The 15,826-nt window shown below is 70.6% G+C and carries 16 protein-coding genes; all 16 read right to left on the minus strand.

The window, feature by feature from the left end:
- Positions 1-11: 11 nt before the first annotated feature.
- Complete coding sequence (gene mmuM, locus ACFVXE_RS01855) at positions 12-980, minus strand: homocysteine S-methyltransferase (protein ID WP_389668186.1); 969 nt, start codon at positions 978-980, stop codon at positions 12-14.
- Between the two features lie 53 nt (positions 981-1,033).
- Positions 1,034-1,957, minus strand: coding sequence for an LLM class F420-dependent oxidoreductase (locus ACFVXE_RS01860; protein WP_389668188.1), 924 nt, complete (start codon positions 1,955-1,957; stop codon positions 1,034-1,036).
- Positions 1,958-2,053: 96 nt separating this feature from the next.
- On the minus strand, positions 2,054-2,584 hold the full coding sequence (locus tag ACFVXE_RS01865; RefSeq protein WP_389668189.1) for a DUF6099 family protein: 531 nt from the start codon (positions 2,582-2,584) through the stop codon (positions 2,054-2,056).
- Positions 2,585-2,708: 124 nt separating this feature from the next.
- Positions 2,709-3,068, minus strand: a complete 360-nt coding sequence (locus ACFVXE_RS01870) for a nucleotide pyrophosphohydrolase (protein WP_389668191.1) — start codon at positions 3,066-3,068, stop codon at positions 2,709-2,711.
- On the minus strand, positions 3,065-4,336 hold the full coding sequence (locus ACFVXE_RS01875; RefSeq protein ID WP_389668193.1) for an AAA family ATPase: 1,272 nt from the start codon (positions 4,334-4,336) through the stop codon (positions 3,065-3,067). The genes ACFVXE_RS01870 and ACFVXE_RS01875 overlap by 4 nt, the downstream gene beginning before the upstream one ends.
- Before the next feature lie 55 nt (positions 4,337-4,391).
- Positions 4,392-4,790, minus strand: a complete 399-nt coding sequence (locus ACFVXE_RS01880) for a cell division protein SepF (RefSeq protein ID WP_389668195.1) — start codon at positions 4,788-4,790, stop codon at positions 4,392-4,394.
- A gap of 104 nt (positions 4,791-4,894) precedes the next feature.
- Complete coding sequence (locus ACFVXE_RS01885; RefSeq protein ID WP_389668197.1) at positions 4,895-6,163, minus strand: cytochrome P450; 1,269 nt, start codon at positions 6,161-6,163, stop codon at positions 4,895-4,897.
- The gene (locus tag ACFVXE_RS01890) at positions 6,160-6,774 is read right to left on the minus strand and encodes an ATP/GTP-binding protein (RefSeq protein WP_389668199.1); all 615 of its coding nucleotides are present in this window, start codon (positions 6,772-6,774) and stop codon (positions 6,160-6,162) included. Before ACFVXE_RS01890 ends, ACFVXE_RS01885 begins: the two co-directional genes overlap by 4 nt.
- A complete protein-coding gene (locus tag ACFVXE_RS01895) occupies positions 6,752-7,105 on the minus strand; it encodes a DUF742 domain-containing protein (protein WP_389668201.1) in 354 nt (117 codons plus the stop codon). Before ACFVXE_RS01895 ends, ACFVXE_RS01890 begins: the two co-directional genes overlap by 23 nt.
- Positions 7,102-7,527 carry a roadblock/LC7 domain-containing protein gene (locus tag ACFVXE_RS01900; protein ID WP_389668203.1) on the minus strand — a complete coding sequence of 142 codons (426 nt, stop codon included), beginning with the start codon at positions 7,525-7,527 and terminating at the stop codon, positions 7,102-7,104. The genes ACFVXE_RS01895 and ACFVXE_RS01900 overlap by 4 nt, the downstream gene beginning before the upstream one ends.
- Entirely contained in the window at positions 7,524-8,903 is a 1,380-nt protein-coding gene (locus ACFVXE_RS01905; protein WP_389668204.1) for an ATP-binding protein, read from the minus strand. Before ACFVXE_RS01905 ends, ACFVXE_RS01900 begins: the two co-directional genes overlap by 4 nt.
- 79 nt (positions 8,904-8,982) lie before the next feature.
- Positions 8,983-10,041 carry an MBL fold metallo-hydrolase gene (locus tag ACFVXE_RS01910; protein ID WP_389668206.1) on the minus strand — a complete coding sequence of 353 codons (1,059 nt, stop codon included), beginning with the start codon at positions 10,039-10,041 and terminating at the stop codon, positions 8,983-8,985.
- Between the two features lie 538 nt (positions 10,042-10,579).
- On the minus strand, positions 10,580-11,335 hold the full coding sequence (locus ACFVXE_RS01915; protein ID WP_389668207.1) for a hypothetical protein: 756 nt from the start codon (positions 11,333-11,335) through the stop codon (positions 10,580-10,582).
- A gap of 283 nt (positions 11,336-11,618) precedes the next feature.
- Entirely contained in the window at positions 11,619-12,794 is a 1,176-nt protein-coding gene (locus ACFVXE_RS01920) for a ricin-type beta-trefoil lectin domain protein (protein WP_389668209.1), read from the minus strand.
- Between the two features lie 149 nt (positions 12,795-12,943).
- Positions 12,944-14,116: a Gfo/Idh/MocA family protein gene (locus tag ACFVXE_RS01925; RefSeq protein ID WP_389668211.1), complete on the minus strand. Its 1,173-nt coding sequence runs from the start codon at positions 14,114-14,116 to the stop codon at positions 12,944-12,946.
- A 42-nt stretch (positions 14,117-14,158) separates the two neighbouring features.
- Entirely contained in the window at positions 14,159-15,799 is a 1,641-nt protein-coding gene (locus ACFVXE_RS01930) for a hypothetical protein (protein WP_389668212.1), read from the minus strand.
- Between the last annotated feature and the right edge of the window lie 27 nt (positions 15,800-15,826).

The raw sequence follows: 15,826 nt of genomic DNA on the forward strand, positions 1-15,826 counted from the left end.
ACCAGGCAATTTCATGGCCTCCCGGGTCCTTCCGGCTCTCCTGTTCCCCCTGTCTCCCCGGTCGCGTGGCCGGTCCGTCCCGGCTGCACCAGCGCCGCCAGTTCCGTGATGCTGCCGGGGCCGACCCGGCAGCAGCCACCGACCAGCCGTGCGCCGGCCTCCTGCCAGCCCCGCACCCGGGCCGGGTCGAAGGTGGCGCCACCGGTCCACCCCCGGCTCGGCGCGTCCCAGCGCTCCCCGCTGTTCGGGTAGACGACGACCGGCTTCCCGGTCGTCTCCGCCGCCGCTCGCACCGCTCGGTCCGCGTCCGCCGGATCGCAGCAGTTCACCCCGACGGCCACCACGCAGTCGTGCCCGGAGACGAGTCCGAACGCCGTCTCCAGCGGCTGACCGGCCCGGGTCCGGTCCCCCGCCACGCTGTAGGAGAGCCAGACGGGCAGCCCGCACCCCTCGACCACCCGCAACAGCGCCTCTGCCTCGTCGGTGTCCGGCACCGTCTCCAGCGCCAGCACATCGGGCCCGGCAGCGGCCAGCGCCTCGATCCGGGGCCGATGGAAACGCTCCAGTTCCCGGACCGAGAGGCCGTACCGCCCGCGGTACTCGCTGCCGTCCGCGAGCATCGCGCCGTACGGGCCGACGGAGGCGGCGACCCACACCTCCCGGCCGGCCGCATCGCCGGCCCGCCGCGCCAGCTCGACACTGCGGATGAGGAGCTCCACCGCCCGGGTCCGACTGACTCCGCGCCGCGCGAAACCCTCGAACGTCGCCTGATAGCCGGAAGTGATGAGCACCTGCGCACCCGCCCGCACATAGGCCCGGTGCGCGGCCTCGATCTGCCACGGCTCGTCGAACAGCAACCGGGCCGACCACAGTTCGTCGGTCAGATCGCAGCCCTGTGCCTCCAGTTGGTTGGAGAGACCGCCGTCGAGCACGACGGTCCCTTCGGCGAGCGCGACGGCAAGCGGGCGGACGGGTCGCACGGTTACTCCCTCATGTTCGCGTCTGCTTCATCTGTCCCTGCCACCCTCCGCACTCAGCTCAGCTGGGACTGGACCTGCGAGGAGATCAGATCCAGGTGCTCCAGATCGCCCAGATCCAACACCTGGAGGTAGATCCGCGACGCCCCGATCTCGCCGTACCGGCCGATCTTGTCGACCACCTCGGCGGGCGATCCGGCCAGCCCGTTCGCCTTCAGCTCCTCCACATCGCGGCCGATGACCGATGCCCGGCGGGCGACCTCCGCGTCGTCCTTGCCGACACACACCACCAGGGCGTTGGAGTACACCAGGTCGTCCGCCGCTCGCCCGGCCGCTTCCGCCGCCGCCCTGACCCGGCCGAACTGCCTCTCGCTGTCCTGCAGCGAGGCGAACGGGATGTTGAACTCGTCCGCGTACTGCGCGGCCAGCCGCGGCGTACGCGACGCACCGTGACCGCCGATCAGGATCGGCACCTTCGCCTGGGTGGGCTTCGGCAGTGCCGGCGACTCGGTGAGCTGGTAGTACGTGCCGTCGTAGGTGAACTTCTCGCCGACCTCCGTCCCCCACAGGCCGGTGACGATCGCCAGCTGCTCCTCCAGCCGGCCGAACTTCTCCTTCGGGAACGGAATGCCGTACGCCTTGTGCTCCTCCTCGAACCAGCCGGCGCCCAGGCCGAGTTCGACCCTTCCGCCGGACATCTGGTCGACCTGGGCGACCTGGATCGCGAGCACACCGGGGAGCCGGAAGGTTCCCGCGGTCATCAGCGTGCCCAGTCGGATCCGCCTGGTCTCGCGCGCCAGCCCGGCCAGGGTGATCCAGGCGTCGGTCGGACCGGGCAGCCCGTCTCCGCCGCCCATGCGGAGATAGTGGTCCGAGCGGTAGAAGGCGTCGAACCCGAGGTCCTCGGCGGCCTTGGCGACGGTGAGCAGGGTGTCGTAGCTCGCCCCTTGCTGGGGCTCGGTGAAGATTCGAAGATCCATGGTTCCATCCTGCACCTCCGGCCGCCGGTCGTTCCCCCCTCCCGCCTCGCGCCGCACCGCCGGTACGCCCCGCCCCGCCGGTGCGGCTCCGCGCCGTCACTGCTGTCCCGCCGCCGACCCCGCCGGGCCGCGGACCGCACCGTAAGCACCGTCCGCCTCCCGCTCCCGGCCGTGCTGACGCTCGCGGTCCTGTTCGGCGAGGAGCCGGAGCATGCCGTGCACCCGGTCCAAGGCCTCGTCCGCGGCGTCGATCGCCTCTATGCACTGCCAGTAGAGGCCCTCCTCGTCGGTGTCGCAGGCCACCGCGACCAGAGCCATCCCCGCCTCCCCCAGCAGGACACCGAGACCGGTCAGTGTCGCGCGCGGATCGGCCACCTCGGAGAGCTGGGCGGCCCGCACCCCACCGGTCCGCAGCACCGAATCGTCCGGTGTCCCGCCGCCTGTCCCCCCGATCTCACCGAGCCCCCGCGCCTCGCCCCGCAACTCCTTCGGCCCGCTCGCCGCCAGCCGCTCGCCGACCGCTTGGGCCAGCGCCTGGACCTGCCACGCCTCCGCCATGATGGACGGCGTGCCCCGGCTCTGCGCCAGAGCCCGCCGGCTTACCCCTATGAGCCGCTCCGCTTCCATGCGTCGCCCCCGTCCGTACGAAAACCCGCTCACCTCATCCATTACCCACAGTGAGGGTGATGGCACCGAAAGGCCAGGGGATTTCGGAAATCTGTGGACACGAAGTCGATTGTGGATAAATCGATCACTCCGAAGAGTGACGATCTTGGCGTTCCGGGCGTCCCGGAACCGGAAAACGCGCCTCGTTCCTGTCGATCTTCGCCGCCAGCGCCGCCAGCGCATCGATGCCCAGCACCTCGCAGAGCTGCAGGAGATACGCGAGCACGTCCGCGACTTCGTCGGCGACCCGATGCGCCGTCTCGGGTCGCTCCATCACCCGGGACGACTGCTCCGGCGTCAACCACTGGAAGATCTCGACCAGTTCGGATGCCTCGACGCTCAGCGCCGCCACCAGGTTCTTCGGCGTGTGGTACTGCTCCCAGTCCCGTGCGGCCGCGAACGCGGCGAGCCTTCTCTGCAGTGTCGGTACATCAAGTTCTGTCACGGATGCAGGTCTACCACTGTCACGCCGGCCATCCCCCGCGCCTGCTCGGCGGCCGACTCCGCGATCGTTCCCACCAGTCTGAGATGCCCGGCCGTGACGATCGACGCCGCCAGTGCCAGCAACTCCCGCAACTGCCGCCGGTCGAGGTCCCGGTCGACCCCGTCGACCAGCACGGTGAGCGTCTGCAGGGCCGACGGCACCTCCACCGCGGTCTCCATGGCCAGCACCCCGGGCCCGGTGAGCAGCACCAGGGCGAGCGCGAGATACCTCAACTCGCTGTCGCCGAGCCGCCCGGCCGGGGTGAGCCGGCCGTCCTCGCGCCCCACCGTGGCATGCAGCAGCCCGTCCGTGAGCTGTTCGACGCCCAGTCCCGTGACCGTCCCCGCGCAGCCGGCGCGGGCGGCCGCGACCAGCCGGGCGTGCCGCCGGCCGCACTGGGTGTACGTGCGGGCGAGCACCGCAGCGAGGTTGTCGCAGCCGCGGCGGAGGCGGTCCGCCCCGGCGGGCACCGGCGCACGCATCAGCTCCGGCCGCGGTGCGCACGCGAAGACCGAACGCAGGGCGACCACCATCTGTTCGGCGGCGGCAAGGACGCGTAACTGCCCCTCGGTGGTACCCGCGACGCGCAGCGGCAGCAGCGCCGTGCCGAGCAGGTCGTCCGGCAGCGGCGCCCGGGTCACCGGGACCGCGCCGGCCGTGTGCCAGGCCGCCTGGACCGTCGGGCGGCCCGGGTCGCGCAGCGCGGTGGTCAGCAGGGTCTCCCCGCCGCCGGTCAGCCGTTCGCCGACGATCCGGAGGGTGGGCTCGGCCTGGACGGCGAGATCGAGATGGACCGGGCCGGCGGGTCCGTCCGCCGTGCAGCCGATCCGGAAGCCCCGGCGGCCCTGCGCATCGGGCCCGCTCCCTTCGGGCACATGCGCCGCCGGGTCGGGGAAGACCTCTGCGAGCGAGTCCCCGGCACCCAGCCGGGCCAGCGCCTCGTACGCCCGCAGCGCACTGGACTTGCCGCTGCCGCCGGGGCCGGCGAAGAGTGTGAGCGGGCCGATCGGGAGAGCGGCGCCGCGGTGCGAGGCGAAGGAGGAGAGCCGCACCTCGGTCACGACGGGACCGGCGGAGCGGGCTTTCCGGGAGCGGGCGTCCTCGGACGTGTCCTCGGATCGGGCGTCCTCGGCTCGGACGTCCCCGGACAGGGCATCCCCCGGACGGGCGTCCCGGGCGGCGGATGTCAGGAGTGTGGCCCGCGGTGTCTCAGGGCGGCATGCAGTCATGAGCGGACCGTACGCATGCCGCGGACCGGCGAACCGTTCCGCCCGGACCACCTTCCTACGATCGGGGGACGCCCGTCGCCGCGGCCCCCTCGACCTCCATGCCGACGGGCGACAGCAGAAAGACGTTCCGGTCGACCCGGTGCATCCCGCTGCCGAGACCGAAGACCACCCCGCTGGTGAAGTCCAGGATGCGCTTGGCCACATCGGTCTCGGCGCCGGTCAGGTCGAGCAGCACGGGAATCTGGGCGACCAGGTAGTCGGCCACCTCGCGCGCGTCCGCGAAGACCTGTACCCGCAGCACGACCAGGCGGCGCTGTTCTACGGCCTCGCGGTCGTCGGCAACCGTGCGGTGGTCGACCCGGGACGGCCACTCGTTGCGGCTGCGGAGCGGTACGACCTGGGCCAGCCCTTCCCACTGCTCGTCCGTGACGTCGTACCTGTCGTACCTGCTCACCGGACCACCCCGTCCGTGCATCGGTTGGCGTCGCGCCGGCTCTGGTCACTGTTCATCGGGCAATTCTCTCGCCCCTCACCCGTTCGGCGTACCAGCGACACGGGTCAGCGGTTGATCGACACCTCCGGCGACTGCGGAAGCTCCGCTTCCGCAGTCGAGTCGAGCGGGGTGAAACGGACCGGCAGATGCATCAGCGCCCGGTGGAACGGGCCGGGACGCCACATCAGTTCACTCGCCGGAACAGCCAGTTCCGCATCGCACAGCCGACCGGTCAGCTGCTCGATCGCGGTCATCGCGATGAGCAGCGCCGGCTGCTTCGCCGGGCACCGGTGCGGCCCAGCCGACCACGCCAGGTGGGCGCTGCCGCCGGAGCGTACGGCGGGGTCCGAAGAAGCCTGGCCGGACTGGGAGTTGGCCGCGGCGTAGGAGACGATGAGCAGCTGCCCCGCGCGCAGCCGGACGCCGTGGAACTCGGTGTCGTGACGGGGGTAGTGGGCGGCCAGGTTGGCCAGCGGCGGGTCCTGCCAGAGCACCTCGTTGATCGCCTCGTGCGCGGTCATCGCACCGCCGTGCAACGAGCCGGCGTAGCGCGCGTCGGTGAGCATGTGCAGCAGCGCGTTGCCGATGAGATTGGTCGTCGGGTCGTGGCCCGCGCTCATCAGCAGAGTGATCTGACGCACAGTCTCGTCGTTGTCGAGACCGGCGGGGTGGCCGAGGAAGTAGGAGGTCAAGTCGCGGCGTGGTCTGGCGCGCCGGTCCGCGACGAGGTCGGTGACGACGGTGACGAGATCGGCGTACGCGGCGGCGGCGTCACCGGCGGAGTTGAACATGCCTCCGACGCCGTCGACGATCCGTTCGCGGTGTCGGGGCGGTACCCCGAACCAGGTGGTGAAGATGTGCAACGGGAGCCGTCGCGCGTACTGGGCGACGAGGTCGCCGCTGCCGGTGGCGGCGAACTCCTGGATGAGCTGCTGGGCGACCCGGGCGACCTCGGCCCGCAGGATGTGCGGTTCGATCAGGGCGAGGGTGTCGTTGATGGCCTGGCGGTAACGGGCGTGCACGTCACCGTCGCTGAAGAGCGCGGTGGGCCGGTAGCCGAGCACGGGCAGGATCGGCGAGTCGGCGGGGACGGTGGCCTGCCAGGCGCGGGGGTCCTTGGTGAAGGTGTGGGTGTCGCGGAGCAGATCGACGGCGGCCTGGTAGTCGGTGACCAGCAGGGCGTCGATGCCGGGGGCGATCCGGACGGGGGCGATCGGACCGTGTGCGCGCAGCTGTCGGTAGTGGCCGTGCGGATCGGCGGCGAAGTCGGGCCCGTACAGCGCGAGCGGCTGCGGCGCCTGCACGGACCTGACGGAGGGTGCGGGGGGTGTCATGACGGGTCCCGGGACTCGGGAATGCGGCTCAGCGCATGCTCGGCGAGGGCGATCAGGGCATCGATGCTGCCGCGGCGCTCGCGGGCGTCGCACTGGAGCATGGGGGTGTCCGGGTGCAGGTCGAGGTGGTTGCGCAGCACCTCGTCGGTGTGGGCGGGGGCGTCGGGGAAGCGGTTGACGGCGACGGCGTACGGCAGCCCCTGCTCCTCGACCATGTCCATGACCGCGAAGGAGTCGCCGAGGCGGCGGGTGTCGACCAGCACGAGTGCGCCGAGGGCGCCGCGCGCGATGTCCTCCCAGAGCGGGAGGAACCGTTCCTGTCCGGGGGTGCCGAACATGTAGAGCACCAGGTCGTCGGCGACGGTGAGCCTGCCGAAGTCGACGGCGACCGTCGTGGTGGTCTTGTGCGGCAGTCCCGCGGTGTCGTCCAGCCCGGTGCTGGACTGGGTCATCGTCTCCTCGGTGTGGAGCGTGGGTATCTCCGACAGGGTACGGATCAGGGTCGTCTTGCCCACACCGAACGGACCCGTGACGACGAGCTTCATCAGGGTCTGGGCGGCAGGCGGCAGATAGCCGATGCCGGTCCGGTCAGTGGAGGGAGCGGAGTCCAACGAGCAGCCTCTCGACGAGCGACCGGTCGGTCTCCCCGGCGCTGGGGATCGGCGGTCGGGTGTACAGGTGTCCGGCGGCCGCGAGGTCCGCGGCCAGGAAGACGGTGGCGCTGACCGGGAGGTCCAGGTGGGCCGCGCATTCGACGACGGTGAGAGCTCCCGGTTCCAGCAGTTCGCACAGCCGGCTCTGCTCGGACCCGGTGTCCGGCGGCAGCTCCCTGTCGGTGCGTACGAGCACGGCGAGCCGGTCGAGGGCGGGGCCGGAGGGCCTGGTCCGGCCACCGGTGACCAGGTAGGCGGGGATCAGGCGGCGTCCTGGGCCCGAGGTCATGGCCGGGCGGCTGCGTCCGGCCGGCGGTCGGGCGCGTTCATCGCCCGGGTCAGCGCGGTGACCTGCACCTGCATCTGATAGGCGATGTCGCCCAGCTTGGCGCCGGGATCCGCGAACAGGGCGAGCGTCGTGTTCTTGCCCGCGGGCACGACGATGGCGAATCCCTGGTCGGACTCGACGACCGTCTGGGCCAGTTGCGGCGCCTCGACATCGGTGAACGCCGTGGTGAAGGCGCGCGCCGCCGCATGCAGGGTGGCGGTCATGGCGGCGACGCGTTCGCCGGACGCCCGGTCGAGTCCGGGCGAGGCCCCTTCGACGAGACCGTCGCCGGTGGCGACCACGGCGTGCTGCACTCCGGGAAGTTCCAGCAAGGGGGTCAGCACCCAAGCGAGGTCACCGGTGGTGGGGGTAGGGGTGCTCACGTCTGGTCGTCTCCTTGATCGTGCCGGTCGTTCCGGTCTTCTTCGTACTCCGATGCCGATGGGGCCGCCGGGGCGGGGGCAGTACGGCCGCTGAGCGTGCCCTGCTGGAGCGCCGTCCAGGACGCCGCGGCCTGCTCGGGGGTGCGGGGCGCCGGGGCTCCGGCCGGGGTCGCGCGGACGGCTGCCGCGGGCCGCGCCGCCGCCGGGCGGGGTGCACGGCGGCGCCGGCTGGGCAGCCCGGTGGAGGACGCGACGGCGGGCTCCGGCACGGCGGCGGGCTCCGGTTCGGGCGTCTGCGCAGCGGGGGCCGTGCCGGCGGCGGGCCCGTGAACCGGCTTCGGGGCGAGGGCGGAGAGGGTGCGGTCGTCCTGAAGCACGGTCAGAAGGTGGGCGGGGACACGCAGCATGGTCCGCATCCCGCCGAACGGCGAGGGTTCGATGTGACAGCTGAGGCCGTACTGCACGACCAGCCGGCCCACGACGGCGAAGCCCGTCTGGGGCGGGTCTCCCAGCTCGGTCAGCAGGACCTCGGAGGGGCCCGCCAGCAGCGTACGGGCCCGTTCCAGCGCATCCGCGTCCATGCCGATGCCGGCGTCGTCGATGACCAGGAAGGCGCCGCGGCCGCCGCTCTGCTGGATCGTCACCTGCACGTCCGTGTCGGGGTGCGAGTAGGCGGTGGCGTTGGCCAGCAGTTCGGCGAGGGCGATCGCCAGCGGTTCGGCGGCGCGGGCGACGACGGCGAGCCACTCGTCGCGCAGATGGTTGGCCACCTTGATCCGCTCGTAGCCCGCGACCCGCGACTGGGCGCCGAGCACGATCTCGACGAGCGGCGAGTTCTGGCGGGCCAGACCCGGCCAGGCGTCGCAGAGCACCGCGGTGGCCTGGGTCCGGCGCAGCGCCAGTTCGTTGCGGAAGTCCAGCTGCAGGATCCGTGGGTCGTCGTACTCGTGCTGGAGCTCGTGCAGGAGCTGCTGGGACTGGTTGAGCAGCGACTGGATCTTCGCGGAGGTGCCACGCATCGCGGCGCGGGCGGCCGCGTCGACGCGCTGCCGCTCCTCGACGACCGCCGTGCGGGCGGCCTGGACCGCCTCGGTCAGCAGCCGCGCGGAGCCGCCGTCGACCTCGGCGGCCTCCCGCAGTCCGGGGACCGGCGCACTGGGGTGGGAGAGGGCGAGTGCGGCGGCGGGTATCCGCCTCCGGGCGAGCTGCCGGATCTCCTCGGTGAGGGCGACGGTACGGGCGTCGGCCGCCTTCGCCTGACGTTCGGCAAGTTCGGCCCGGGCCACGGCAAGATGGGCCTCACGGGTCGCGTTGTAGGAACGGACCGCCGTCACCACGGCGGTGACGGCGGCGATCAGCGCCACGATCCATCCCATGCCCGTCACCGCTTCTCTGTCGTCGGAGTCTCTTCTGCCGGATCGGTCTCCCGGCCGGGGCGGCGGGCGACGGCGGCGGTCACACCGCGGGGTCCTTCTCCGCGCGGGGCCCGACGTCTTCGCGCGGGGCGCCGCCCCGGACGGCCGCCGCCTTCGGAACGGTCCCCCGAGCCGCGATCTCCCGTGCGACGACGGCGACATCGGTCATCAGCTGGAGCACCCCCGGCAGTTCGGATCCGTCGAGCTGCCGGTACTCGCTGCCGATGGTGATCACCAGCCGTTCGGCCAGGCCGAGTTCGGGATGGCGCCCCTCGGCGATCACCCGGCGGGCTGCCTCCAGCGCGGGCACCCCGGCCGAGTGAAGGGCATGGGCGCGCTCCCGTACGTACTCCAGGTAGCCGATGTGCGCCCGTACGCCGGCCGGGTCGAGGACCGGTCCGTGGCCGGGGACGATGGTCTCGGCGCCGGTGGCCAGCACCTGTTCGCAGGCGGCGATCACGTTGGCCAGCGGGCCCGCCCAGTGCACCGGGTGGTCGCCGGGCTGCCCGGGCGTGGAGGAGAAGATGATGTCGCCGCTGAACACGGTGCGCTGCGCGGGCAGGTGCACGATCAGGTCACCCGTGGTGTGGGCGGCGGGCAGGGCGGACACCTGCACCGGGTACTCGCCCAGGGTCAGTTCGAGCTCGCCGGTGAAGTACGTGGTCGGCCGGACGGGTTCGGTCTGCGACCAGTCGAACGAGCCGAAGTGGTGTCCGAGGTACTCGCCGAGCGGGGTCGCCGGATCGCCTCCCCGGACGAGCGCGTGCTGCTGCTTCGGGGTGGGTTCGTAATGGATGTGCTCCCGGGCCTCGCGGGTCGCGATGATCTCCGCGTCGGGGAGTACGCCGGCGCCCCAGAAGTGGTCGCCGTTGGCGTGCGTGACGATCACCCGGCCGATGGAGACGCCGTCCGGCAGTCGCTTCGTGGATTCGGCCAGGAACTGGCCGGCGAGCACCGGGTCGTACGGGGTGTCGATCCAGATGGCGCCCCGGGGTGACGTGAGGAGACCGCAGTTCGCGAGGCCCCAGCCCCGTCTCGGAGGGAGCCATGCGTACAGGTCCCGCCCCAGCGCGACGAAATCCCCGTCAGTGATCGACATGGACGCGATTATGCCGACCTCCATCCGGTAGCGCGTTCGAACTCGGTCCCCAACGGTCCGGGTTGGCGCAAAATCGCCGTTCGCTTGCACCGGTGTCGACGGGGCGGTGACGGTACGAGACCGGACTGCCTGGTCCCTCTATCCCATCTTCCGGACGAGAGACACCATTTCGACCGACAGTGACACGTGCGGAGGCGACCTCCTGTCCGGTGGCAGCCAAACCGGAATGTGGCGATTACCCACCGAGCATGGCTGAAAACAGATGCAGAAAGTGCCTCCGGTGAGTGCGCTGGACAGCGCTGTCATCGAAGGTCCCCGGGTTGCGGCCCGCGGTGTCCGGTGCCGTATCAGGCAACGTTCGCCCACGCGACCGAGCCATGAGGGAGTGCCCACGTGGCTTTGTCGCCGAGAGCCAGGAGCGCTTGTCGGTCAGCGCCGAGAGCGGCCTACCAGTTGCTGGATCGCGTTGCCGAGTTCTGGAGACGCGTTGGTGCCTCTGCCCGGCTGTCGCCTGTGCGGGTCGGATGGTTCGGTGGGTTCACGTGGCGGGCCAGGTGCCCAGTGCTCGGGCCAGTCGATCGCTCTGGTCCCGGGTGATGCCCTGGGCGAGATGGATTCCGCACCGGGGGCTGCCGGGCTCGTCGCAGTGCAGGATGCCGGGGAAGTGGGCCCGACTGCCGGAGAGCGGGGAGACGGCAGGCGTCACCCATGCAGCCGGCTCCCACAGGGGGTGGTCCATGAGCAGGGCCTGAGCCAGCCGCGGGACCTCATCAGCTCCGACACCTGCCTGGGTGAGCGCGCTACCGAGCAGACCGGCCGCTTCGTCGGGCAGGTCGGCGTCGCCAAGTGCGGGCAGCAGAAGCAGGAGGCGAGCGTACGGTGCGTGCACGCCGGGAGAATCAGGGTCGGCCGTGTTGGCGATGTGCGTGAGTTCGGGCCAGGACAGCCCAGGGCCGGCTTGATGCCCGTCGACGGTGGCCAGGTAGCCGTGCCGGTCCCACTCGGGGTGCGAGATGAAGTATTCCGTCCCCGCGTCGTCGGCGAGGTTGCGGCCCAGGACGACCGCAGTGTGACCGCCGCCGAACGGGATCCGGAAGACCGGCCACCGCTCCTCGTCGCTCAGGGCCTCGTATGCCGCGTCGGTGTCGGCCTCGTCGACACCGAACCACTCCGGATCCGGATCGTCCTCTTCGGTCTGGCACAGCCACAACAGGTAAGCGGCCCAGAACCCGGGCAGGGCCAGCAGCTCGTCCCCGGGAACAAGCGGGTCGTTCTCAAATCCATCGATCAGCACCAGCCCAGACTGCCAGCCACGTCTGACAAGACCCGCATCACCCTGGAAACCGACAACACATGTCTTCGGCCGGCTTCGACGCCGCTTGCTGCGCCACCGACCTCAGCAAGTACCGTGCCTGCGGTCACACCTACGAGCGCTACTCCTCGAGAGTCTGCCGCCGCTTGACTCCGACCGGTTCACAGGCGCATTTCGATGGCTCGGGGACGCCGGCGCCCCCATCCCGCGGCAGGTCATGAAGCTCATTCCCTGCCGCGGGATTTCGTCAGGTCCGACGCGGCACCTAGTACGTCGCCGGCACCGTCCACTGCTGGTTCGCGCCGCCGTGGCAGTCCCACAGGTCCAGTGCGGTCCCGCTGGTGCTGTTGCTCCCCGGGACGTCCAGGCAGCGGCCGGACGCCTTGTTCACGAGGGCGTGGGTGGAGGTGTTGTACGTCCACTGCTTGGCGGTGTCCGTGACGGCGCCTCCGGCGCCCGTACCGGCGCAGTCACGGACCAGGACCGCTGCCCCGTTACCCGTCCCGGCCGCGGTCAGGCAGTAGTCGGAGGGCAGCCGCAGGGTGCCGTCGGCGGCCCTCACCCATGCCTGGTTGCTGTTGCCCGTGCAGCCGTAGAGGTCGGCGGCGGCCCCGTCCGACACGCCGCCGAACGCGTCCACGCACTTTCCGGCCAGGCCCGTCACCGGGCCGCGCACCGAGTTGCCGACGGCGAGGTTCTGCACCGTGCCGCCGGAGACGGTGTCGGTCCGCGTCATGGACGCACAGGCGTTGCCGCTGTTCGAGGTGGAGGAGACGGTCGCGGTGACCGTACCGCCGTTGCCCTTCGGCAGCCCGAACCGGGCGTCACTGAACGGCTGGTCGTAGCAGGTGGCGCGGGGGTCGTTCCACTCGAAGTACTCCGTCCAGTCGACCATGCCGGACGGCGAGATGGCGGTGGCGGGCGTCTTGATGCTGCCCAGCTTGTACGACGTACCCGCCGTGGTGTCCGTGACGGTGGCGCCGAACCAGCCGTCGCCCTCGGCCGCCACCTTGAAGGTGTACGTGTGGCCGGCGGTCCAGTCGAGGTTCATCCGGCAGCTCATGCCGTCGCCCTCGCCGCCGAAGCCCTGGCACCAGGATCCGGTGGTGCCGGCCTTGGCCTCCGAGACGTCCCAGACGGAGAAGAGGAGCACTCTGCTCGACCCTCCGTTGGACTGCATCCCCAGGTAGGCGCCGTTGCCCTGGTTGAATCCGAACTGGTGGCTCCAGAAGACGTCGGCGGTGTAGCCGGGATCGTGCTGGACGGTCGTCGACCAGGTGACATCGGTCAGGACCGGCGCACCGGAGAACGAGTAGTTCGTGTACGTGCCGGGAGTCGTGCCGGTGTCCGCGGCGTGGGTGGGGCCGGCCACTCCGAGCAGGGCCAGGGCGGCTGCCGCGGTCGTGGCGAGTGTGGTGCCGAACAAGTGGCGCAGAGTCATGCGTTGCACCTGCTTCTGATGGGGGGAAATGGGGGATCGTGCTCTCTTGCATGCGCCTGTGGAACGAGGCACACGGTGTGCGAGTCAAACCCGTCGGACAGGGCCGAAGCCCTGTCCGACACTTCCCGGCAGAATCGGCCAGAAGTTTCCTAGCGGACCTGACCGCGCTCGAAGTACGCGACCAGCTCGGGGTCGAGGGCCGGCACGTCGTACGGTGCACCGCCCTCACGCAGCGAGCGGGTCGCGAGCACACCGGCGGCGACGCTCATCCGGGCGGCGACCGGAGAGGTGTCGGTGACGCCGCCGTCGCGGACGAACCGGCAGAACTCATCCATGATCCGGCTGTCCCCGCCGCCGTGCGAGCCGTCGGCCTCCGGCACCCGGTAGGTGATGTCGGCCTCGGCGCGGTATCCGCTGGGGCCGGTGTTCCAGACCTTGACCTCGTCACCCGGGCTGTCGCCGAAGTTCTCCAGCCGCCCCTCGGTGCCGATGACGGTGTAGTTCCGCCAGTAGTCCGGGGTGAAGTGGCACTGCTGGTAGGCGGCCACGACGCCGTTGTCGAGCTGCATGTTCATCACCGAGACGTCCTCGACGTCCACGATGTGATGCAGGTCCTTGCGAGCCGTCGGCGGCCAGTCGAACTCCCGCAGCCAGTTGTCCGGTCGCGGGGTGTCCGCCTCGCGGCGCGGCAGGTCGCCGTAGACGAGGAGGTCGCCGAGGGCGTTGACCCGGCGGGTGTATCCGCCGGCCAGCCAGTGCAGCACGTCGATGTCGTGAGCGGCCTTCTGGAGCAGCAGTCCGGTGGTGCGGGTCCGGTCGGCGTGCCAGTCCTTGAAGTAGTAGTCACCGCCGTAGCCGACGAAGTGCCGTACCCAGACGGCCTTGGGCTCGCCGATGTCGCCGCGGGCGATGATGTCGCGCATCAGCCGCACGACGCCCATGTGGCGCATGTTGTGGCCGACGTACAGCCGGGTCCCCGTCTCGTACGCGGCGCGCAGGACATTGTCGCAGCTCTCGACGGTGATACCGAGCGGCTTCTCGACGAAGACCGCCTTGCCGGCCCGGAGGGCATCGATGGCGATGGCCTCGTGGGTGTCGTCCGGGGTGGCGATGATGATCGCGTCGAGGTCGTCCCGGTCGAGGAGCTGCTTGTAGTCCTCGACCGCGACATCGGTGCCGAAACGCTCGGCCTCGCGCTGCCGCACCTCGGGGTCGAGGTCGCAGACGGCGGTGATCGCCGAACCCTTTCCGGGGTGGTGGGCGGACATCGCGATGGAACGGCGCAGGCCGAGTCCGATGACGCCGAGTCGCAGGTCTGACACGGGAGTCCCTTTCTCTGGATGTACTGGTCGAGCGGGCGGAGACTACTTACCGGCGAGCGAGGCCTCGAACTCGGCACGCATCTTGTCGCCACCGCCGGAACGCCACTTCCGCAGCTGCTCCTTGTACGCGGAAAGCGGCTTGCGGCCCGCGACGATGTCCAGCATGCAGTCGCTCATCGCCGTGGTGAGCGAGGGGCTCTTGCTGGTGGACGTGTCGGAGAAGTGGCCGCTCGTCGGGTTCGTCTGGTTGATCTTGAGGAGCTCCTGCTGCCAGCCGTGGATGTTCCCGGCCAGCTCCGACTTGCCCGGCAGGTAGATGTACTCGGGACCTGCGGCGAGGAAGGCCAGCGGCATGGCCGTGGTCACCGCCTCGGAGTTCCCCTTGGCCGTGAGCTTGACGTCGCCCTTCGATGTACGGGTGAAGTGCTTGCCCTCGATGCCGTTGTCGAGGAAGAGCCGTTCCTCGGTACCGAAGGGGGCGGCCAGGTAGTCCATGACACCCAGCAGCATCTTCACGCGCTTGGCGTCGACCTTCTTGTTGATGGCGGTGTAGCCGACCGAGCCGTAGCCCATGTTGTACCGCGGCTCGGCACCGGCCTTGGCCGCGAACGGCACGATGACGCCGAACGGGAAGTCGTACGTCTTGGCGTCCACCAGGAAGCTGGGGAAGGACTGCACATAGGCGCCGAGGGAACCCTGCGCCATCTTCTCCATCGTGGTGCTGAGGTTGGGGTCCGGCCAGAAGAGACCGGCCTTGGCCACCTTGACGGCGAACGCCACGGCCTCCTGGTACTCCTCCGTCTCGTACATGTGGGTCAGCTTGCCGTCCTCCAGCCGCCAGCCACTGGGCGCGCCGAACCACTGGCCGAACATGCCGATGTGGTTCACGTACGCCGGCTCCAGGACGTACTTGTTGCGCTTGGCGTCCAGGAGCTCCTTGCCCTTGGCGAGGAAGTCCTCGGCGCTGCTGAACTCGGCGCCGCCGACCGGCTTCCAGAAGTCCTGGTTGACGACGTAGACCTGGCCCATGGAGCCGTAGGCCACGGTGACACCGCGGATCTTGCCGTTGACCACGGCGGTCTTCCACGCGGTGGTCGGCAGGTTCGCCAGGTTCGGGTAGTCCTTGACGGCGTCGCCCGAGAGGTACGGGGTGAGGTCGTGGAACTTGGCGTCCAGCAGCTCGGGCACGCGCTGGATGCCCTGGTTCGGCGGGAACCACACCAGGTCGGGTATGTCGCCTCCGGCCATCATGGCGTTGAATTTGGTGAGGTACGCGTCGACGCCCTGGTCCACGACGATCGTCATGTCGAACTGCGCCCCGAGGCGCTTGTTCAGCTCCTGCCAGTAGGCGTTCTTGGCCTGCGGCGGGGCGGGCGTGGTGAACGTCTCCGTGAGGGCCGTGATGCGGCTGCCGTCACCAGGCGCCTTGGCCACCGACTTGGTGAGGACCTTGGGGTAGCGCAGATACGTGGCGTCCAGACCCGCGGCGTTGCCCGCCAGATCCGCGGGGGCGGTCTGCGCGGCAACGTACGTCGGGAGCTTGAGCTTGGCCGACGCCTTGGCGCCGCCCTTGCTGACCGTGGCACCGCTGCCGCAGGCGCTCAGAGTCGACAGACCGGCCACGGTCAGGCCGGCGATTCCCGCGGCGCCCATGAAACCGCGCCGGGACAAGTTGGTGGACATGGGGCTCCTTGAAGTGTGTGTGACGGA

Source organism: Streptomyces sp. NPDC058231 (assembly GCF_042882275.1).
In the GTDB taxonomy this organism is placed as follows: domain Bacteria; phylum Actinomycetota; class Actinomycetes; order Streptomycetales; family Streptomycetaceae; genus Streptomyces.

What these genes read in the sequence shown, in the direction of transcription:
- ACFVXE_RS01930 (WP_389668212.1), bottom strand. Translation starts at nt 15,799, where the DNA reads ATGTCCACCAACTTGTCCCGGCGCGGTTTCATGGGCGCCGCGGGAATC.
- ACFVXE_RS01885 (WP_389668197.1), bottom strand. Translation starts at nt 6,163, where the DNA reads ATGACACCCCCCGCACCCTCCGTCAGGTCCGTGCAGGCGCCGCAGCCG.
- ACFVXE_RS01865 (WP_389668189.1), bottom strand. Translation starts at nt 2,584, where the DNA reads ATGGAAGCGGAGCGGCTCATAGGGGTAAGCCGGCGGGCTCTGGCGCAG.
- ACFVXE_RS01875 (WP_389668193.1), bottom strand. Translation starts at nt 4,336, where the DNA reads ATGACTGCATGCCGCCCTGAGACACCGCGGGCCACACTCCTGACATCC.
- ACFVXE_RS01910 (WP_389668206.1), bottom strand. Translation starts at nt 10,041, where the DNA reads ATGTCGATCACTGACGGGGATTTCGTCGCGCTGGGGCGGGACCTGTAC.
- ACFVXE_RS01920 (WP_389668209.1), bottom strand. Translation starts at nt 12,794, where the DNA reads ATGACTCTGCGCCACTTGTTCGGCACCACACTCGCCACGACCGCGGCA.
- ACFVXE_RS01895 (WP_389668201.1), bottom strand. Translation starts at nt 7,105, where the DNA reads ATGACCTCGGGCCCAGGACGCCGCCTGATCCCCGCCTACCTGGTCACC.
- ACFVXE_RS01860 (WP_389668188.1), bottom strand. Translation starts at nt 1,957, where the DNA reads ATGGATCTTCGAATCTTCACCGAGCCCCAGCAAGGGGCGAGCTACGAC.
- ACFVXE_RS01905 (WP_389668204.1), bottom strand. Translation starts at nt 8,903, where the DNA reads ATGGGATGGATCGTGGCGCTGATCGCCGCCGTCACCGCCGTGGTGACG.